Source organism: Nonomuraea sp. NPDC049655 (assembly GCF_044465465.1).
Lineage (GTDB): Bacteria > Actinomycetota > Actinomycetes > Streptosporangiales > Streptosporangiaceae > Nonomuraea.
In genome coordinates this window covers 385,846-405,035 of the sequence record NZ_JBITLS010000004.1, presented here as the reverse complement: position 1 = coordinate 405,035, position 19,190 = coordinate 385,846, and the positions used below count along the sequence as shown (strand labels likewise).

Genomic DNA, 19,190 nt, shown 5'->3' with positions numbered 1-19,190 from the left:
CGGGCCTCGGGGGGCGGCCCTTCACGTCCCACGCCCTAGGCATCCGTCTCTGGATGGGTGAGTGGACGCGTTTCACGTGAAACGCCGGCGGGACTCCGGGCGGGGGGCGTGGCGGGTGGCGGTGTTTCACGTGAAACGGTGGTGGCGGAGGCTAAGGGGTGGCTGCCTTGTGGAGGGCGGCCAGGAAGTCGTCCACATGTTCTTCGGTGGTGTCGAAGGCGGTCATCCAGCGGACCGTGCCTGCGGCCTCGTCCCAGTAGTGGAAGAGGTAGTTCTCCAGGAGGGATTCAGAGATCGCGTGGGGGAGGGTGGCGAAGACGGCGTTGGACTCCACGGGGTAGGCGAGGTTGACGCCGGGGACGTCCGCGAGACCGTCCGCCAGACGGAGTGCCATCTGGTTGGCGTGGGAGGCGTTGCGGTGCCAGAGGTCGTCGGTCAGGAGAGCGGAGAGCTGGGCTGAGACGAAGCGCATCTTGGAGGCCAGCTGCAGCGACTGGCGGCGAAGGTAGGGGACAGCGTCCGTCAGGGACGGGTCCAGGATGACCACCGCTTCGGCGGCCATGGCGCCATTCTTGGTGCCCCCGAAGCTGAAGACGTCCACGCCTACGTCCGTGGTGATGGCTTTCAGGGAGCAGTCCAGGTGGGCGGCGGCGTTGGCGAGGCGGGCGCCGTCCACGTGGAGGCGTAGGCCGGAGGCGTGGGCCGTTTCGGCCAGGGCGGCGATCTCGGCGGGGGAGTAGCAGGTGCCCAACTCGGTCACCTGGGAGATGGAGACGACCGTCGGTTGAGGCTCGTGGTGCTGGCCGAGGAGGTGGAGGTGGGCCTTGATGTCGTCCGGGTGGAGCTTGCCCTGAAGGGTGGGGACGGTTCGGAGCTTCACGCCCAGGAGGCGTTCCGTGGCGCCCGTTTCGTGGGTGGCGATGTGGGCGGTCTCGGCGCAGAGGACTGCGTCGTAGCGGCCGAGCATGAGGGCCAGGCCGACCATGTTGGCGCCGGCTCCGTTGAGTACGGTGAAGCCTTCCGCTGCGGGGCCGAACGTTTCCTTGATTTTGTGCTCGAAGGTCGAGGTCCAGGTGTCGTCGCCGTAGGCGGGGGCGTCTCCCTGGTTGGCGGCGGTCATGGCGTTGAGGATGTCTGGGTGCACGCCGGCGTGGTTGTCGCTGGCGAAGCTCTTCGGGTGGGCGGGATTGATCGGCACACCGTAAGGCTATGCAAGGCGCTTGGGCGGAGGCTGTGAGGGGCGGGCCGCCGGGGCGGTTCTCGCGGATGCCTCGTGAGTCGTTGGCGGTGATGTCTCCCGTCGGCGTCGCGCTGATGCTTCATCCGGTGGCCGTTGGCGAAGGTTCTGGAGCAGTGCGGGTGCGGCCGGTCGCCTGTGCGGCATGGCGGCGGTTGGCACGGCGGGGAGGTCGACGGTGTCCGCCAAATGATCCACGGCTGCTGTCCATGAGTTAGCGGCCGCAACCAGTCGAGGCATCGAAAGGAGGGCGGGGCCGCCCCGTCGGGGAGTGGGGCGGCCTGTGGGGAAGAGAGGAAGAGCGGCGAGGTCGAGGCACGCGGCTCCGGCGCAGTAGAGCACAAAGGAAGCAGGCCCTCAAGAAGGCGCCGTCAGTTCGGCGCGCGAGATGGTGGGCGCGGGGACAGGAGCAGCATCATGCGGAGCACGCGAGCGGTAGTGGCCTGGCGGACGAAGAGAGTTGTCGTGCGGCGGATTACGGGAGGCACGACGCGGGCGACAAGAGAGTGGCAGCCGTGTGGGAGAAGCGAGCGGTGGTCGCCTGGTGGGCGAGGGGAGGCCGCCGCACAAGGGGCGAGAAAGCAGCAGCCCCGCAGCGGGACGGTAGTGGTAGTCGCCTGACGGAAAAGGGGGGGCTGTCGTGTGGCGGGCAACGGGCGGCGCTCACGGCACGACAAGAGGGCAGCAGCCGCGCGAGGATGAGGGGACAGCTGTTCAGGAGATGAAAGCGGTGGTCGCCTGGCGGACGAATAGAGCTGTTGTGCGGCGGGCAACGGGAAGCGCAGCACAAGGGGCCAGGGAGCGGCAGCCGCGCGGCGGGACGGGGGCGGTAGTCCCCTGACGGACATGGGGCTGTTGTGCGGCGGACAATGGGCGGCGCAGCACGAGGGGCGAGGGAGCGGCAGCCGTGCGATGACGGGAGCGGTCATCGCCTGACGGGCCAAGGGGGCTGTCGGGCCGCGGGCAATGGGTGGCCCCCGCGGCCCGACAAGAAGGCAGCCGCCGCGCGGCGGAGAAGAACAGCAGCCGCGCGGCGGAGAAGACCAGTCACCGCGCGGCGGAGGCGAACAGTTGCCGCGGCGGCGGAGAACAGCTGCCGTGGGAGGAGTGGGCCTGGAAAGGGGTTAGGGGCGGGGGCGGTGGGCGGCGTTTTGGAGGAGGGTGCGGCAGAGGTCGCCGAGGTCGCGCCCCGCTGCCTCCGCCGCCATCGGCAGCAGCGACGTCTCCGTCATCCCCGGCGCCACGTTCACCTCAAGGAAGTGCGGGTCGTCGGACGCGTCCACGATCAGGTCGGTACGGGAGATGTCCCGCAGCCCCAACGCCGTGTGCGCCGTCACGGCCATCCGGGCGCAGGCTTCGGCGGCGGCCGCGGAGAGGCGGGCGGGGGCGAAGAACTCGGTGTGCCCGGCGGTGTATCGGGCGGCGTAGTCGTAGACGCCGGCGTCGGGGACGATCTCCACGGCGGGCAGCGCCACCGGCCCTTCGCCGAGGTCGACGACCGAGACCGACACCTCGACGCCCTCGACGTACCGCTCGATGAGGGCGGTGTCGCCGTAGGCGAAGCAGCCGACCATGGCGGCGGGCAGCTCTTCGGCCGTGCGGACGATGGACGCGCCGAGCGCCGAGCCGCCGCGGGCGGGCTTGACGAACAGGGGAAGGCCGAGCCGGTCGATGATGCGGCCGAGCACGACGGTGGCGCCGAGGTCGTGGAAGGTCTCCCTGGGGAGGGTGACGGACTCGGGGGTGCGCAGGCCGACCGAGCGTACGACGGCCTTGGCGGTGGGCTTGTCGAAGGCCACGCGGCAGGCGTCGGGGCCGGCGCCGACGTAGGGCACGTCGAGGAGTTCGAGCACGGAACGGATCGCGCCGTCCTCGCCCGCGCCGCCGTGGAGGGTGACGAACACCGCCTCGGGCGGGTCGGCGAGGATGGCGGGCACGAGGGAGGCGTCGGTGTCGCGGGCCTCCACGTCGATGCCCGTGGCGCGCAGCACCTCGCTCACCCGGCGGCCGGAGCGCAGGGACACCTCCCGCTCATAGGAGAGGCCCCCGGCCAGCACGAGCACGTGGCCCAGATCGCTCATCACATCTCCTCCGCTGATCGTACGCGTCCAACCGTACCGGCGGCTGGCGGCGAATGGTGTAGGTGAGGCCCGCACACGAGTACGGCCGGCGTCCCCGTCCCCGGGGAGCGCCGGCCGTACCGAGGAAAGCTAGGCCAGTTCGGGCCCCGGCGTGTCAACGCCGGCCCGCTCGGGACCGGAGCCGGTGCCGAACATGTCCCGGAGCTGCATCTCCTGCTCGATCACCCCGGACAGGCGCCGGACGCCTTCGCGGATGCGGTCGGGCTCGGGGAAGCAGTAGGACAGTCGCATGTGCCGGGCGCCGCTGCCGTCGGAGAAGAACCCGGTGCCGGGCACGAACGCCACCCGCTCGGCCACGGCCCGCGGCAGGATCGCCTTGGAGTCGAGCCCTTCGGGCAGGGTCGCCCAGACGAAGAAGCCGCCGGCAGGCCGGGTCCAGGTGACCTCGGGCGGCATCAGGGCCTCCAGGGAGTCCAGCATGGAGTCGCGCCGCTCGCGGTAGAGCTCCTTGAAGGACTTGATCTGCTCCCGCCACGGCTGCGTGGCCAGGAATTGGCCCACGGCGAGCTGCGTGAACACCGAGTGCGACAGCACGGCCGACTCCATGGCCAGGATCAGCTTGTCGCGGATGGCGTGCGGCGCGAGCGCCCAGCCGACGCGGAAGCCGGGGGCGAGCGTCTTGGAGAACGACCCCAGGTAGACCACGCCGTCGGGGTTGTCGGCGCGCAGGGCGCGCATGGGCTCGCCGTCGAAGCCGAGCAGCCCGTACGGGTTGTCCTCGATGATGAGGATGCCGGCACGCTGGCAGATGTCGAGCACCTGCTGCCGCCTGGCCAGGTTGAGCGTGACGCCGGCCGGGTTCTGGAAGGTCGGGATCGTGTAGAGGAACTTGACGGGAGCTCCGGCGGTCTCCAGCGCGTAGATGGTCTGCGCCAGCGATTCGGGCACGATGCCCTGATCGTCCATGGCGATGTGGACCACTTTGGCCTGGTAGGCGGAGAACGTCCCGAGGGCCCCGACGTACGAGGGGCCTTCGGCGAGCACGACGTCGCCCGGGTCGATGAAGATCCGGGTGATCAGGTCGAGCGCCTGCTGTGAACCGACGGTGACGACGACGTCGTTCGCCCCGGCCTCGATCCCCTCCAGCCGCATGACCTCGCAGATCTGCTCGCGCAGGTGCGGGTCACCCTGGCCGGAACCGTACTGCAGCGCGACCGTGCCGCGCGTGGTGACCAGGTCGGAGACCAGCTCGCCGACCATGTCGAGGGGGAGCGCCGTGACGTACGGCATGCCGCCGGCGAGCGAGACCACCTCGGGTCTCGACGCGACGGCGAAGAGAGCTCGGATCTCGGAGGCGACCATCCCGGTAGCTCGCGCGGCATACCGGTCGACGTAGGCGTCGATGCGCGACCCTTGGGTCGCGGGTGTCTGACCGTGATCCAGCTCTTCCGTCACGGCCCACCTCCTAGGTGTCATATCGGACCGAAATACCAGATTACGCCAGTCGGACATGTCCTTCGTGACCGGGCTCGACCGTCGTGGTATCCGCTGGCTGCATCTTCACTGAGCTACCATGCCACCAACGGACGCGGTTTTCGCGCGCTTTTCTGGGTCGACGATAGGGGCCGTAGTTGTCGCGCCGGCTGGTCAACATAACCCTGGACAATCTCGAAGATCTGCCACGCCGCTGCCGGCGGTGCGTGTTCTGGGAGCTCGATCCCGTCAGCGGCGAGCGTGCCATCCATTCCGGCGACTCCGGGCTGGAGAAGGAGGCCTGGATCTCCGGCACGCTGCTGGAATGGGGGAGCTGCGGGAAAATCGTCTATGTCGACGGGGTTCCGGCCGGGTTCGTCCTCTACAGCCCGCCGCTCTACAGCCCGCGTTCGCTGGCCTTCCCCACCTCGCCGGTGAGCGCCGACGCGGTGCTGCTGATGACGGCCCACATCATCCCCGAGTTCTCGGGCGGCGGGCTGGGCCGGATGCTGATCCAGGGCGTGGCGAAGGATCTGACCCGGCGCGGGGTGAAAGCCATCGAGGCGTTCGGCGACCTGAAGTGGGAAGAGCCTAGTTGTGTAGTTCCTGCTGAATACTTGCTTTCTGTGGGTTTTAAGACGGTTCGACCGCATTTGCGGTTTCCGCGCCTGCGTTTGGAGCTGAAGAGCGCCATCTCGTGGCGTGAGGACGTCGAGGTGGCCCTCGAACGCCTTCTGGGGTCCATGAGCCCGGAGCGCGCCCTTCGTCCCGTCTGACGGCTCTTGGGGGCCGAAGAAGGGCATACGAAAGCCCCCCGCGGGCACCGCCGCAGGGGGCTCTCACATGAGGGCGACTAGATGATGCCGTCGAGCTCGCGGAGCAGCATGGCCTTCGGCTTGGCGCCGATGATCTGCTTCACGACCTCGCCCCCCTTGTAGACGTTCATCGTGGGGATCTGGAGCACGCCGTACTGGCGGGGAACCTCGGGGTTCTCGTCGATGTTCAGCTTGACGATCTCAAGCTTGTCGCCGTGCTCGTTCGCGATCTCCTGCAGGATGGGCGCGACCTGACGGCACGGGCCGCACCACTCGGCCCAGAAGTCGACCAGCACGGGCTTGTCGCTCTTGAGGACCTCGGTCTCGAACGTGGCGTCGGTAACTGCCTTCACGGTGCGCTCCTTACTTCTCGTTGTTGGCCAGCCAGCGCTCGGAGTCGAGCGAGGCGGCACAGCCGGTACCGGCCGCGGTGATGGCCTGGCGGTAGGTGTGGTCGACGACGTCGCCGGCCGCGAACACGCCGTCGATGTTGGTGGCGGTCGACGGCGAGGCGACCTTGACGTACCCGTCGTCGTCGAGCTCGACCTGGCCCTTGACCAGGTCGGTGCGCGGGTCGTGACCGATGGCCAGGAACAGCGCGTCGGTCGCCAGCTCGCACTCCTCGCCGGTCTTGACGTTGCGCAGCTTGACCGCCTCGACCTTGGTGTCGCCGAGCACGTCGACGACCTCGGAGTCCCAGACGAACCGGATCTTCTCGTTGGCGAACGCGCGCTCCTGCATGATCTTGCTGGCGCGCAGCTCGTCACGGCGGTGGACGACCGTCACCATGCGCCCGAACCGGGTCAGGAACGTCGCCTCCTCCATGGCGGTGTCGCCGCCGCCCACGACCACGATGTCCTTGTTGCGGAAGAAGAAGCCGTCGCAGGTGGCGCACCAGGACACGCCGTGGCCGGACAGGCGCTTCTCGTTCTCCAGGCCGAGCTCGCGGTAGCCCGAGCCCATGGCCAGGATCACCGACTTGGCGTAGTAGGTGTCGGTGTGGGTCTTGACGACCTTGGGGTTGGCCTCCAGGTCGACCTCGACCACGTCGTCGGCCACCAGCTCGGCGCCGAAGCGCTCGGCCTGCTTGCGCAGGTTGTCCATCAGGTCGGGGCCCATGATGCCGTCAGGGAAACCGGGGAAGTTCTCCACGTCGGTGGTGTTCATGAGCGCACCGCCCGCCGTCACGGAGCCCTCGAAGACCAGCGGCTTGAGTTCGGCGCGCGCGGAGTAGACGGCCGCGGTGTAGCCCGCAGGGCCCGACCCAATGATGATCACGTTACGAACGTCGCTCAACGCTCCCACGCCTTCCTCGTCTGCTGTTTGCTTCGGGCTCAACAGATCCTAGGCCGCGCTGATTCCCGGCCCTGCCCGCAAAACGAAAGAGCCCGCCGAAGCGGGCTCTGACGTGGGCTTTCGATTACCAGCGGCCCAACGTGGGCTTGCGCAGGTTCTTGCAGTTGAACGGGTCGACGATGTCGATGCGCAGCTTCTTGGCGGCCTGGTCCTTCCAGGAGGCCACGATCAGCGCCTCCTGGCCGTTGTACTGGCCCTGGTCGACCGCGAACGTCTTCAGCTTCGATCGGGCGGCCACCTTGCCGACGCATCGGTCGACCCTGGCGGTGTCCGTGGGGCCTTCGAGGGCCGGAGCGGCGCCGAAGTACCCGAGCAGCGGCTGGCGCAGCTCCCGGTCGCTGTAGTTGTAGTTGCTGTCGGTCAGCGCGTAGGCCCTCGCCCGCTGGTGGGACGGCTTCGACGGCGACATCGGCTGCGCCACCGTGGGCCCGGACGAACCGCCCGGTCCGCCCCCGCCGGCCAGCAACCCGCCCGAGACCGCCAGCGTGCCGACCACCACCGCGGCCGCCGCCGACGCCGCCACGGCGGGCATGGCCCACCTGCGCCGCCGTACCGACCTGGTCCGGGCCGGGACGATCGTGCCGTCGTCGGAGACCACCCCGAGACGAACCGGCTCGGGCGTCTCCGCCGCCGGCTGCTCCCACGGGGAGTCCTGCATGGGCCTGTCCCAGTCCGGTGCCTCCACGAGGTCGACGCCCCCGCGGCGGGACTCCGCCTCGGCGGCCAGCGCCTTGTCGATGCGCAGTGCGACGCCCATCGGCATGGCCGGTGTTGGGGTCGCCGCGAGCACCTCGCGAACCGCCGCCAGGTCTGCCAGCAGCTCCCCACAGGGGTCGCAGACCGCGAGATGCTCGCGGACCCGGCGTGCCGTCGCGGCGTCCAAGAGATCCTCTGCCAGCTCGGCCAGGACCTCAAGATCGTAGTGCGTATCACCCGTCACGAAGTTCTGCTCCCTTCGCGGATGAGACGCGATTGAGGTCCGAACGGTTCCGCAGATGCGAAAGAATTGGGGCAAGTTTCGCGCGCCCCCGCGCGCATCTGCTCTTCACGGTGCCGCTGGGCACCTGAAGCACCTGAGCTGCGTCTTCGACGGAATACCCCATCATGTCCACGAGCACGAGCGCCGCCCGCTGGTCGGCGGGCAGCAGTTTCAGAGCGGCCGAAACCTCCATCGAGACCTCGCGCTCGACGGTCTGGTCGGGGAGCGGGCTGTCCCGCTCGGCGGCCTCGATCAGTTCGTCGTCGGCCACCGGACGGACGGACTTGCGCCGCATCCGGTCGAGGCAGGCGTTGACGACGATGCGGTGGAGCCAGGTGGTGACGGCCGCCTCACCTCGGAACGAGGCGGCCTTGCGATATGCGGAGACGAACGCGTCCTGAACGGCGTCCGCCGCCTCGTCAGGGTCACCGAGAGTACGCAGCGCCACCGCCCACATGCGGTCACGGTGCCTTTTGACGATCTCGCTGAACGCGTGTGGATCCCCGTTGATGTGCGCGGTGAGCAGCTCGGCGTCTGTGATCGCCGGCCGCTCCGCTGGTGAGGGTGTCTCGGGTGGGGAGTTCACAAGAGAGATTCCTGATTTATGCCGATCCGGGAGAATGCACCACTACTTCATAGATGGTGCCACGAAACTGGCCCGCATCTGCCGGAACGCGCGTAAACCAGATCAAAACGTACCGACCGCTTGCCGGGTCGTCGGGGGTCAGGGTGGTCTTGCCCGAGGCGCTCTTCTGGGTCGCCACGGTCTTGAGCGAGCCGAGCTCGGGGGAGTCGCCGACCTTCAGCTCGACGCTCGCGCCGCCGGCCTTGCCCAGCGTAGCCACCACGTCGCTGATCTGCATGGACTTGCCCATGTCGAGCAGCAGGCCGACGCCCTTCTTGAGGTTTCCCAGCTCGGCGTTGCCGTAGCTCTGGGTCGTCCAGGCCGTGCTGGGCTTGCCGTCGATGGCCAGCTCGGCGATGTCGGACTTCTCGTCGCCGTCGTCGCCGAGCGGGTCGAAGCCCTTGGCCTTGTCGGGCTTGACGGCCTGGGCCGAGGCCGAGGCGGAGGACTTGCCGGTGGTCGGGCTGACCGACGCCTCGGGGGTGGCGGGGCTGCCGAGGCTGCGGCCTATCGTCCAGGCGCCGACGCCCACGGCGGCGATGACCAGCAGCACCACCAGCGTCATCAGCACCCGGTTGAGCACGCTGCCGCCGCCCTGGTTGGGCGGCCGGCGCGGCACGGGCGGCGGTGGCGGCATGGTGCGCTGCTGCCGATGGGCGATGTCGAGGCCCTCGGTGTGCGAGGCGGAGGCGACCGCCGGCGTCGAGGGGTAGGAGATGGCGATCGGCATGGGCCGGGCCACGTCGGCCAGCGCCTCGGCGACCTCGGACGGGCTCGACAGCGCACCCTGGCCCTTGCGCGACTCGGGAAGGCAGGCGCGGACCGTGACGGTGTCCAGGTAGTTGGGGACGCCGGCGGTGACCTGCCGCGGCGAGCAGAAGTGCCCGTCGATCATGGGAGCGGCGGGCAGGCCGCCCTCCTCCTCGTCGCCGGGCCAGTGGCCGGTCAGGCCGGCGTACAGCAGCCTGCCCAGCCCTTCGGCGTCGTCGAGGGCGGGCTGGTCGGTGGTGAGCCCGGACAGCGCGGCGTCGACGGCCACGCCGAGCACCTTGACCGTGTTGCCCGTCGTCCAGACCAGGTGGGACGGGCGCAGGCACAGGTGGTAGAGCTTGGCCTCGTGGGCGTGCGCCAGCGCCTCGGCGGCCTCGGCCACCAGACCGGCCGCGCGCTCGGGCTCCAGCGGGCCGGCGGCGAGCAGGTCGGTCAGCGTCTCGCCGGTGACCCACTCGCTGACCACGTAGGAGTGCTTGTCGTCCTCGGCGGCGTCGAACACCTGCGTCAGGCGCGGGTCGGTGAGCCGGCTCGCGGCACGGGCGGCGGTGACGACCTCGTGCACGCGCGGGAAGTCGGGACCGAACGTGTGCACCGCAACCGGGCGCGCGAGGATCTCGTCGATCGCCTTCCACAGGGTCGCGCCGTCGGACTCGCTGACGCGGTCCTCCAGCCGGAAGCGCTCGGCCAGTCGGGTGCCGGGTTCCACGGCCGACGTGCTCACAGGCTCTCTCCGCTAGGCCGATCGGGCGTGCTCATGACTCGACTCACCTGCGTGGTGGTGTCCCACGTAGGCACGCTATGCCGGGTGGATCCGCCCACGCCCCTCCTGCTTCCATTCGCGCGTGTCGGGCACCATGGTAGTGCCGAGTCGATTCCGCCCGCGTTCTTTGCCAACGGGAAACTCGTCAGCCGTCGTGGTCAAGTCCGTCCATATGCCGGATTTCCCAATTACTACCGACCTACGCGTCTGGCGACCATACCAACGAGTGAGTTGACCTCCGCTATGCGCATCCTGTGGGCGACGGCGAGATAGAGCAACAGTCCCAGCCCACCACCCACGGCCAGGACAATCAGCGAGTTGACGAAACCGAGACCACCGAACAGCTGAGTGACCACCCAGACCGTGAGCAGCCCCAGCACGGCCGTGGGCAGCGAGGCCAGGTACATCCTGGTCAGCGCCGTGCCGATGGTCCAGCCGCCCAGGCCCTGGACGCGGCGGCTGGCCAGCGTCCAGGCCAGGACCGCGCCCAGCCCGTACGCGACGGCGTACGCCAGCGCCAGGCCCATCACCGCGTAGCGGGCGGGCAGCAGCACGAAGAAGATCACCATGAGCAGCGCGTTGACCGCGGTCGTGCCGGCCCCCACGAACACCGGCGTACGGGTGTCGCCGAAGCTGTAGAACACCCGCAGCAGGAGCTGGAACACCGCGAACGGCACCAGCGCCAGGCCGTAGACCTGCAACACGTTCCCGATGTAGACGGCGTCGGCGACGCTGTTGGCGCCGTGGCCGTAGATCGGCACGGTGATCGCCGGGCCGAGCACCATCAGCAGCAGCGAGACCGGCACCATGAGCGAGCAGATGAGCCGCACGCTCGACCCGAACTCGCTGCGCACGTCGTCGAGCCGGCCCTCGCCCACCGCCCGGCTCATCCGGGGCAGCATCGCCGTGATCACCGACACGCCGATGATCCCGTACGGAAGCTGGAAGAGCTGGAACGCCAGCGTGTACGGGCTGATGCCGTGGCCGGCCACCTCGTTGCCCGCCGAGCTGGCCAGGTTGGTCGTCAGCATGAACCCGAGCTGGGTGACCACCACGTAGCCGATGGTCCAGACCCCGGCCCTGCCCATCTCGCCCAGCCGGGCGTTGCGCACGTCGAAGCGCGGCACGAACGAGAACCCCACCCGCTTCAGCGCGACGATCAGCACCACCGCCTGGGCGACGATGCCCGCCGTGGTGCCGAGACCGAGCAGCGCGAGGTCGCCGGTGGTGACCGCCTCGATGTCGGACCCGCTGCCGACCACGGCGTAGGCCACGAACACGCAGATGACGACCAGGTTGTTGAGCACCGGCGCCCACATGGGGGCGCCGTAGCGGTCGCGGGTGTTCAGGATGGCGCCGGCGACCGCGCCGATGCCGAAGAAGGCGAGCTGCGGCAGGATGAACCGGGCCAGCATGACCCCGGTCTCGAACTTGATGCTGCCGCGGTCCCAGTCGGTGTACAGGTCGATGAGCAGCGGCGCGCCCAGCACGGCGAGCACGGCCACCACGACCAGCACGGCGGTGGCCAGCGTCAGCAGGCGCTGCTCGTAGGCCCGGCCGCCGTCGGCGTCGTGCTGCTGCGCCCGGACGATCATCGGCACCACCACGCTGCTCAGCACGCCCAGCAGCAGCAGGTCGAGGATGCTGTACGGGATCGCGTAGGCCGCGTTGTAGGAGTCGCCCAGCGCCGCGGTGCCGATGGCGTAGGCCAGCACCATCGTGCGGGCGAACCCGGTGACCCTGGACACCATCGTGCCCGCCGCCATGATGGCGCTGGCCCGCAGCATGCGGCTCATACGGTCTCACTCTCCCGGGATTTGCCCGCTCGCGCGAGCCGTCGCTCGGACCGGCGGCGCAGGATCCGCGTCACGACGGCGGCGAGCATCACCGTCAGCGCGGCGCCCACGATGACCAGGGCGATGCCGGTGTAGCCGGTGGTGCGGATGGTCAGTCGCTCCGGCTTGCCGTAGGGCAGGCCGTCGATCGTGCGCAGCTGCACGGTGACGGTGGCGTCGCCGCTGGTGCTGGCGTCCATCTTCACCTGCAGCGTGCCGCTCTGGTTGCCGCCGATCACCAGCGGATCGGGCGGCACGGGCTGGATCTGCAGCCGCCTCCGGTCGTTGGACTTGACGTCGATGTACAGGGTGACGGGCTTGTCCAGCGAGTTCTTCACGCTGATGGGGACCACGCCGTTGCTGCCGGCCAGCGTCCGCGGCGCGTCGGTGATCTGGATCTTGTCGATGCGCTCGTCCACGGCCGTGCCGACGAGCTTGGTCACCGCGCGGCCGGCGCGGGTGTTGTTGCGCCAGGCCGACGAGGTGAGCCTGAGCACCGCGGCGTCGAAGGCCGAGGGCGTCCTGGTCCCGGCGACCGAGGCGGTGACGGAGGCGGTGAGCTGCGCCTGCGTGGCGACCTCCTTGACGGGGGCCAGGTACTTGGCGCTCAGCTCCTCCTTGCGGTCCTGCTCGGTGTAGGTGAGCTCGGCCCGCGGCGTGGCCGCCTTGCTCGGCTTGATCGATTCGAGCTTGGTCAGCGAGAGCCACGGCAGCTTGTCCGCGGTCTTCAGCAGGCTGGTGACCAGCGTCGGGTTGGGGTCCCAGCGGCGCGACGGCGCGACGACCAGCGACCGCGGCTCGACCTGCCCGGCCTCGGCGGCGATCATCGCGGTCTCGGCGATGAAGCGCTGCGTGCTGAGCAGGACCGTCGTGGGCGCGGTCGGCTCGAACAGCCGGCTCAGCTCGGCGTCGGCGACCAGGGCCTTGATCGGGCCGGCGACGCTGTCGACGGTGGCGGCGGCGTCGGGCGTGTGGGCGACGGGCGGCTGCGGCGGCAGGTTGGTGGAGTTGAGCAGGACGGTGGTGACCTTGCCGGGGCTGACCGAGAGCAGGTCGAGCGCGTCGGCGTCGAGCACGCCCGCGGGCGGCCAGTTGATCGAGGTCTGCGCGTTGCGGTTGAGCAGCGCCCGGGCGGTCTGGCCGCCGAGCTCGATCGCCCGGCCGGGCTGCGCGTCGAGCCCCTGATGGGCCAGGGCCGCCACGTCGGGGTCGCCGTAGGGGGTGGCGATGACGGGGGAGGAGGCCAGCGCCGTGCTCATGGTGGACAGCCAGGTGCCGGCGGTGTCGTTGGCCGGCTTGCCTTCTGTGCCGTTCTTGGTCTTGACGTGGTAGCCCTTGGTCATCGCCTTCAGGTCGTCGAGCAGCGACGGCTCGACGAACCAGGTGACGCTCTTCGGCGCCGTCTGCGCGATGCGGGCCAGGTCGGCCAGGCGGCCCTTGCCGCTGAGCGACTGGCTCAGCTTGTCGTCGACGAACAACGTCTCGTCGGAGCCGCGGTGGGGCTGGTCGATGACGGGCAGGGCGACGGCCAGCTTGTTGCGCGGCAGCTTCGGCGTGGTGGGCGGGGCATAGGTGAGGAACGTGCGCTGCGCCGAGATCGGCACTTCGTTCTGGGAGACGTCGACGGCGATCCGGTAGACGCCGAACGCGCGGTAGCCCAGCTGGATCGGGGTCGCCGTGAACGTCCAGGTGGCCTGCCCGCCGACGGCCAGGGCCGGGATGTCCATGGCCGAGGTGCGGGAGACGTTTCCGGGCAGCGTGGCGTTGTTCTGGTCGCTCTGGTACGCCGCCATGGAGGCGCGGTCGTAGAAACGCTCGCTGGTGTAGCGCAGGCGTACGCGGAGGGGGCCGAGCGCGGTTCCGGTGTCGTTGCGGACCGTGCCGGTGAACTTGATCTCGTCGGTCGGGCTGCGCGTCACCTGTGGCGTGATCGACGTGATGGAGACCGAGAGCGTCTCCCGCGCCGCCTCCACCGTGGCAGCAGAGTTCGGCGCCGCCGCCACCATGGGGGCGAGCGACGCGACGGACATCACGGCGAGCAGCGCGATCTTACGGATCACACGCATGCCAGAGCTGGGGTACGACGGCGCACGCCCGCAATGGTACGGGTTCAGTGCCGCGGCGCGACCGCCTCGCGTGTTCCCCGCGGTCGGGGCGTACGCAGGTCGACGGTCTTGCCGGTGAGGACATTCAGCAGGTCGAGCGCACGAAGACAGAGCGCGGTGTGCCGTTCGCCGGTGGCGGTGAAGACCGCCATGTCGTCGGCGACGAGCCGGTCGTCGATGAGCACCGGAAGCGACTCCGGCAGCAGCAGCGGGCAGACGAGCCCGTCGGTGTAGTCGGTGGCCGAGTTGACCAGGAAGGCCGGCGCCGGCCGCACCTGGCGGGCGCCCAGCAGGCCCCCGACGACGCCGGGCTGGGGCGGGGTCGCCGCGGTGGCGACGACGGCGACGACGACCTCGCTGCCGATCCTGGTGGCGACGTCGAACACGGTCACCACGACGCACCGCCCGGGCTCCGCGCGGACCGTCTCCGGCAGTTCCTCCGCGCAAGTCATGGGGCGCGGAAGGCGTACGATCTCATGATGGACCTGGTGTGCGAGGAGCCAGCGGTGGATCGCGAGGGCGTCCTTCATGAAGTCCTCCTCCGTCTCGCCCTGTTCCATGGCCCCCGACGGTCCCCAGACCGAAGGTAACCCGGACCTGATGTGGCTCGGGGGATATGTTCCGGAATCGAAGGACCGACAGGGTTTGTCCGACTCAACAATGACCGAAAGCCAGCAGCGGGCGATGCACGACCTGTTCCGCAAGATCGCACCGGTGGCCGACGAGCTCGGCCGCCTGTTCGCCGACCACGGCCACGAGCTGGCCCTCGTCGGCGGCCCCGTGCGCGACATCCTGCTGGGCCGCGTCGGCAACGACCTCGACCTGACCACCGACGCCAACCCCCACAGGGTGCTCGACGTCGTCAGGGACTGGGCCGACTCCGTGTGGACGATCGGCATCGACTTCGGCACCGTCGGCCTGCGCAAGGGCAACTGGCTGATCGAGATCACCACGTACCGGAGCGAGTCCTACGACCCCAAGTCGCGCAAGCCCGAGGTCGTCTACGGCGAGACGCTGGAGGCCGACCTGGAGCGGCGCGACTTCGCGGTCAACGCGATGGCGGTGCGCCTGCCCGGCCACGAGTTCGTCGACCCCTACGGCGGTCTCGACGACCTGCGCGCCAAGCGGCTGCGCACGCCCGGCACCCCCGAGCGCTCGTTCGCCGACGACCCGCTGCGCATGCTCAGGGCCGCCCGGTTCGCCTCCCAGCTCGGCTTCGGCGTCGACCGGGCCGTCCTGGCGGCGATGACCGCGATGGCCGAGCGCATCGAGATCGTCTCGGCCGAGCGCATCCGCGACGAGCTCGACAAGCTGCTCTGCGGCGCCAACCCGCGCGAGGGCCTGCGCCTGCTGGTGGAGACGGGCCTGGCCGCGCACGTGCTGCCCGAGCTGCCCAAGCTGCGCCTGGAGATCGACGAGCACCACCGGCACAAGGACGTCTACGAGCACAGCCTGACCGTCCTCGACCAGGCCATCGCCCAGGAGGAGGACGGCAAGCCCGACCGCATCCTGCGCTGGGCCGCGATCATGCACGACATCGGCAAGCCCAAGACCCGGCGCCACGAGGCCGGCGGGCGGGTGTCGTTCCACCATCACGAGGTCGTCGGCGCGCAGATGACCAAGAAGCGCATGACCGAGCTGCGGTTCCCCAAGGACGTCGTGGCCGACGTCTCCCAGCTGGTCGAGCTCCACCTGCGCTTCCACGGCTACGGCACGGGGGAGTGGACCGACAGCGCCGTGCGTCGCTACGTGCGCGACGCCGGCCACCTGCTCGGCCGCCTGCACAAGCTGACCAGGGCCGACTGCACCACCCGCAACAAGCGCAAGGCGGCGGCGCTGTCGCGCACCTACGACCAGCTCGAAGAGCGCATCGCCCGGCTCGCCGAGGAGGAGGAGCTGGCCAAGATCCGGCCCGAGCTCGACGGCAACGAGATCCAGGCCGTGCTCGGCGTGGGCCCTGGGCCCGTGGTGGGCCGGGCGTACAAGTTCCTGCTCGACCTCAGGCTGGACAAGGGCGTGCTCGGCAAGGAGGCGGCCACCCAGGCGCTGCTCGACTGGGCGCGGTCAAACGGCCTGGGAGCGTGACGACGACGTCGTGACCATCCGGTAGGCCAGCGCCGCCATGGGGTAGCCCACCGTGATGATCACGACCGCCGGGTACGACTTGCCGTTGGGCGGCAGGATCGCCGCCGAGAGCGCGGCGGCCAGCACGTACATGCCGTTGAAGAGCATGTCGTAGAGCGAGAAGGCACGGCCGAGATAGGCGTCCTCGACGTCGCGCTGGACGGTCGTGTCGGCGCAGATCTTGACGCTCTGCCCGGCCACGCCCAGCACGAAGCCGGCCACCGGCAGCCCCCACGTCTGGAACGGCAGGACCAGCGCGCCCGCCAGCACGCCGGCCGAGCACAGCGCGATGACCACCCAGGGGCCGATGCCGAACCGCTCGGTCGCGTACGGGGTGATGATCACCGCGAGGAAGTAGCCGAAGCCGGAGGCGGCCACCACCAGGCCGATCCCGCGCAGGGCGGCGTCGGGGTCGCCGTCGGTGAAGTAGTAGCGGTAGAGGATGATGCCGAGGGCGGTGGCCATTCCGTACAGGAAGCGGTGGGCGGCCATCGCGCCCATGGTCGCGGCTGCCTCGCGGTGGCGTGCCAGGTGCCGGGCGCCGTCGACCAGGCCCACGACCACGTTGCGCAGGGCCTCGCGGGCCTGGGGCTGGTCGGGGTCGTAGGAGGGGCCGAGCAGCGCGCGGTCCATCGTGCGGGCGACCAGGGCGCTCAGCCCGAACATCACGCCGGACACGGCCAGCAGCAGCCCGATGCCCCGGTCGCCGTCGCCGAGCACCTCGCGCAGCAGGAACCCGACGCCCGCGCCGACGAACGTGACCACGGTGCCGCAGGTCGGCGTCACCGCGTTGGCCGCCATCAGCCGGTCGGACGGCACCACGTGCGGCAGCGAGGCGCCGAGCGCGGCCAGGAAGAACCGGTTGACCCCGAGCACGCCGAGCGCGGCCGCGTAGAAGACGGGATCGGGCGCGTCGGAGGCGACCAGCGCCGCCGCGACCAGCAGCAGCCCACCGCGCACGAACGGCGCTATGACCAGGATCTGCCGCCGCGACCACCGGTCGATGAACACCCCGACGAACGGCCCGAGCACGCTGTACGGCAGGAACAGCACGGCCAGGCCGGCGGCCACCGCCAGGGCCGTCGTCTGCTTCTCGGGGCTGAAGAAGGCGAAGTTCGTGACGCCGAACTGGAAGATCCCGTCGGAGAACTGGGAGACCAGCCGCGTGCCGAACAGCCGTCGGAAGTCACGGCCTTGGAGGACGACGCGGAGATCGGCGACGAATGACACCCCGTCAGCCTAGCCGTGCGCACCGCGGCATAGGATGCGCCGGAGGTGGCCGGGCGGGTTCCGAACGCGCATGGCGATCTCGTACGCTTCAAAGCGTGACCACTGAGGAACACGTTGTGCTGGTCGACCGCGAGGGGCACGCGCTCGGCACCGCGCCCAAGACGTCGGTGCACGGCCGGGAGACCCCGCTCCATCTAGCCTTCTCCAGCTACGTCTTCGACCCCGAGGGCCGCGTGCTGCTCACCAGGCGGGCCAGCCACAAGATCACCTGGCCCGGCGTCTGGACCAACAGCTGCTGCGGCCACCCGCTGCCGGGCGAGCCGCTCGGCCGGGCGGTCATCCGCAGGCTCTCCTACGAGCTCGGCCTGCACGCCGGCGGCGCCGATCTCATGCTGCCCGGCTTCTCCTACCGCGCTGTCATGGGCAACGGCATCGTCGAGCACGAGCTGTGCCCGGTCTACCGCGTCACGGTCGACACCCCGGTGGCGCCCAACCCCGACGAGGTGGGCGAGGTGCGCTGGATGCCGTGGAAGGAGTTCGCCGAGGGCGTGCGCAGCGGCCTGCTGGCGATCTCACCGTGGTGCAGGGAACAGGTGCCGCTGCTCAGCGAGCTGGGCGCCGACCCGATGGCCTGGTCTCCCGCCTCCGACGACGAACTGCCCCCCGCCGCGCGCGGCTGAAGCCGCGGCCGCGAGGGGCCCACAGGTCAGCGCTCGACCTCGCCCCTGATGAACTTCTCGACGTACTCGCGGGCCTCGTCGTCGGAGTACTGCTCCGGCGGCGACTTCATGAAGTACGACGACGCCGACAGGATCGGGCCGCCGATGCCCCGGTCAAGGGCGATCTTGGCCGCGCGCACGGCGTCGATGATGATGCCGGCCGAGTTGGGGGAGTCCCAGACCTCCAGCTTGTACTCCAGGTTCAGCGGGGTGTCGCCGAACGAGCGGCCCTCCAGGCGCACGTACGCCCACTTGCGGTCGTCGAGCCACGGCACGTGGTCCGACGGGCCGATGTGCACGTCGGCCTTGCCCATCTCGTGCGGGATCTGCGAGGTGACCGACTGCGTCTTGGAGATCTTCTTCGACTGGAGCCGGCTGCGCTCCAGCATGTTCATGAAGTCCATGTTGCCGCCGAAGTTGAGCTGGTACGTGCGCAGCAGCTCGACACCGCGGTCCTCGAACAGCTTGGCCAGCACGCGGTGCGTGATGGTGGCGCCGACCTGCGACTTGATGTCGTCGCCGACGATCGGCACCCCGGCCTCGGTGAACTTCTCGGCCCACTCGGGGTCGGAGGCGATGAAGACCGGCAGCGCGTTGACGAACGCCACCTTGGCGTCGATGGCGCACTGCGCGTAGAAACGGTCGGCCTCCTCCGAGCCCACCGGCAGGTACGACACCAGCACGTCGACCTGGTTGTCGCGGAGCACCTTGACCACGTCGACGGGTTCCTCGTCGGACTCCTCGATGATCTCGCGGTAGAACTCGCCCAGACCGTCGAAGGTGTGGCCGCGCAGCACGGTCACCCCCGTGGGCGGCACATCGGTGATCTTCACGGTGTTGTTCTCGCTGGCGACGATCGCCTCGGACAGGTCGCGGCCGACCTTCTTGGCGTCCACGTCGAAGGCGGCGACGAACTCGACGTCACCTACGTGGTACTCACCGAACTTCACGTGCATCAGGCCCGGCACTCGTGCGGCCGGGTCCGCATCCTTGTAGTAGTGGACGCCCTGGACCAGCGAAGACGCGCAGTTGCCGACGCCGACAATGGCCACGCGAACCGAACCCATCGCACTCGCT

The 19,190-nt window shown here is 69.8% G+C and carries 16 protein-coding genes; 3 read left to right on the top strand and 13 right to left on the bottom strand.

Going from position 1 to position 19,190, the window contains the following annotated elements; all coding sequences use genetic code 11:
• Positions 1-151: 151 nt before the first annotated feature.
• From ACIBQ6_RS15860 to ACIBQ6_RS15850, 3 genes are all read right to left on the bottom strand, one after another.
• Entirely contained in the window at positions 152-1,198 is a 1,047-nt protein-coding gene (locus tag ACIBQ6_RS15860; RefSeq protein ID WP_397212564.1) for a threonine aldolase family protein, read from the bottom strand.
• 1,163 nt (positions 1,199-2,361) lie between these two features.
• Positions 2,362-3,318, bottom strand: a complete 957-nt coding sequence (locus tag ACIBQ6_RS15855) for a D-alanine--D-alanine ligase (protein ID WP_352362290.1) — start codon at positions 3,316-3,318, stop codon at positions 2,362-2,364.
• 129 nt (positions 3,319-3,447) lie between these two features.
• Positions 3,448-4,794 (bottom strand): PLP-dependent aminotransferase family protein, encoded by a 1,347-nt coding sequence (locus ACIBQ6_RS15850; protein ID WP_397178812.1) that lies wholly within the window; start codon positions 4,792-4,794, stop codon positions 3,448-3,450.
• 155 nt (positions 4,795-4,949) lie between these two features.
• Between ACIBQ6_RS15850 and ACIBQ6_RS15845 the strand changes: the two genes are divergently transcribed.
• Positions 4,950-5,567 (top strand): GNAT family N-acetyltransferase, encoded by a 618-nt coding sequence (locus tag ACIBQ6_RS15845; protein ID WP_352322962.1) that lies wholly within the window; start codon positions 4,950-4,952, stop codon positions 5,565-5,567.
• Between the two features lie 77 nt (positions 5,568-5,644).
• Here ACIBQ6_RS15845 and trxA read toward each other — a convergent pair whose 3' ends face one another.
• The 8 genes from trxA to ACIBQ6_RS15805 all read right to left on the bottom strand — a co-directional run bounded on the left by trxA (position 5,645) and on the right by ACIBQ6_RS15805 (position 14,570).
• Positions 5,645-5,959, bottom strand: coding sequence for a thioredoxin (trxA, locus tag ACIBQ6_RS15840; RefSeq protein WP_352322961.1), 315 nt, complete (start codon positions 5,957-5,959; stop codon positions 5,645-5,647).
• Positions 5,960-5,969: 10 nt separating this feature from the next.
• A complete protein-coding gene (gene trxB, locus ACIBQ6_RS15835) occupies positions 5,970-6,902 on the bottom strand; it encodes a thioredoxin-disulfide reductase (protein WP_358291212.1) in 933 nt (310 codons plus the stop codon).
• Between the two features lie 124 nt (positions 6,903-7,026).
• Positions 7,027-7,902 (bottom strand): anti-sigma factor family protein, encoded by an 876-nt coding sequence (locus tag ACIBQ6_RS15830; RefSeq protein ID WP_397212562.1) that lies wholly within the window; start codon positions 7,900-7,902, stop codon positions 7,027-7,029.
• On the bottom strand, positions 7,892-8,527 hold the full coding sequence (gene sigM, locus ACIBQ6_RS15825) for an RNA polymerase sigma factor SigM (RefSeq protein WP_352322958.1): 636 nt from the start codon (positions 8,525-8,527) through the stop codon (positions 7,892-7,894). The genes ACIBQ6_RS15830 and sigM overlap by 11 nt, the downstream gene beginning before the upstream one ends.
• A gap of 16 nt (positions 8,528-8,543) precedes the next feature.
• On the bottom strand, positions 8,544-10,061 hold the full coding sequence (locus ACIBQ6_RS15820) for a serine/threonine protein kinase (protein WP_397212560.1): 1,518 nt from the start codon (positions 10,059-10,061) through the stop codon (positions 8,544-8,546).
• Positions 10,062-10,291: 230 nt separating this feature from the next.
• The gene (gene murJ, locus ACIBQ6_RS15815; protein WP_358291217.1) at positions 10,292-11,896 is read right to left on the bottom strand and encodes a murein biosynthesis integral membrane protein MurJ; all 1,605 of its coding nucleotides are present in this window, start codon (positions 11,894-11,896) and stop codon (positions 10,292-10,294) included.
• Positions 11,893-14,001 (bottom strand): DUF6049 family protein, encoded by a 2,109-nt coding sequence (locus ACIBQ6_RS15810; RefSeq protein ID WP_397212558.1) that lies wholly within the window; start codon positions 13,999-14,001, stop codon positions 11,893-11,895. Before ACIBQ6_RS15810 ends, murJ begins: the two co-directional genes overlap by 4 nt.
• Before the next feature lie 44 nt (positions 14,002-14,045).
• Entirely contained in the window at positions 14,046-14,570 is a 525-nt protein-coding gene (locus ACIBQ6_RS15805; protein WP_358291220.1) for a YbaK/EbsC family protein, read from the bottom strand.
• Positions 14,571-14,700: 130 nt separating this feature from the next.
• On the opposite strand from ACIBQ6_RS15805, the gene ACIBQ6_RS15800 reads away from it, so the two are divergent.
• Positions 14,701-16,125, top strand: a complete 1,425-nt coding sequence (locus ACIBQ6_RS15800) for a CCA tRNA nucleotidyltransferase (RefSeq protein ID WP_397212556.1) — start codon at positions 14,701-14,703, stop codon at positions 16,123-16,125.
• On the opposite strand, the gene ACIBQ6_RS15795 is transcribed toward ACIBQ6_RS15800, so the two are convergent.
• Positions 16,105-17,394: an MFS transporter gene (locus ACIBQ6_RS15795; RefSeq protein ID WP_397212554.1), complete on the bottom strand. Its 1,290-nt coding sequence runs from the start codon at positions 17,392-17,394 to the stop codon at positions 16,105-16,107. The genes ACIBQ6_RS15800 and ACIBQ6_RS15795 overlap by 21 nt on opposite strands.
• Positions 17,395-17,489: 95 nt before the next feature.
• Between ACIBQ6_RS15795 and idi the strand changes: the two genes are divergently transcribed.
• Positions 17,490-18,074, top strand: coding sequence for an isopentenyl-diphosphate Delta-isomerase (idi, locus tag ACIBQ6_RS15790; protein ID WP_358291226.1), 585 nt, complete (start codon positions 17,490-17,492; stop codon positions 18,072-18,074).
• Positions 18,075-18,100: 26 nt separating this feature from the next.
• Here the strand turns inward: idi and ACIBQ6_RS15785 are convergent, their stop codons facing one another.
• Positions 18,101-19,180 (bottom strand): inositol-3-phosphate synthase, encoded by a 1,080-nt coding sequence (locus tag ACIBQ6_RS15785; protein WP_352362269.1) that lies wholly within the window; start codon positions 19,178-19,180, stop codon positions 18,101-18,103.
• Positions 19,181-19,190 lie beyond the last annotated feature (10 nt).

What these genes read in the sequence shown, in the direction of transcription:
- ACIBQ6_RS15855 (WP_352362290.1), bottom strand. Translation starts at nt 3,318, where the DNA reads ATGAGCGATCTGGGCCACGTGCTCGTGCTGGCCGGGGGCCTCTCCTAT.
- ACIBQ6_RS15850 (WP_397178812.1), bottom strand. Translation starts at nt 4,794, where the DNA reads ATGACACCTAGGAGGTGGGCCGTGACGGAAGAGCTGGATCACGGTCAG.
- murJ (WP_358291217.1), bottom strand. Translation starts at nt 11,896, where the DNA reads ATGAGCCGCATGCTGCGGGCCAGCGCCATCATGGCGGCGGGCACGATG.
- ACIBQ6_RS15810 (WP_397212558.1), bottom strand. Translation starts at nt 14,001, where the DNA reads ATGCGTGTGATCCGTAAGATCGCGCTGCTCGCCGTGATGTCCGTCGCG.
- ACIBQ6_RS15805 (WP_358291220.1), bottom strand. Translation starts at nt 14,570, where the DNA reads ATGAAGGACGCCCTCGCGATCCACCGCTGGCTCCTCGCACACCAGGTC.
- ACIBQ6_RS15800 (WP_397212556.1), top strand. Translation starts at nt 14,701, where the DNA reads ATGACCGAAAGCCAGCAGCGGGCGATGCACGACCTGTTCCGCAAGATC.
- ACIBQ6_RS15785 (WP_352362269.1), bottom strand. Translation starts at nt 19,180, where the DNA reads ATGGGTTCGGTTCGCGTGGCCATTGTCGGCGTCGGCAACTGCGCGTCT.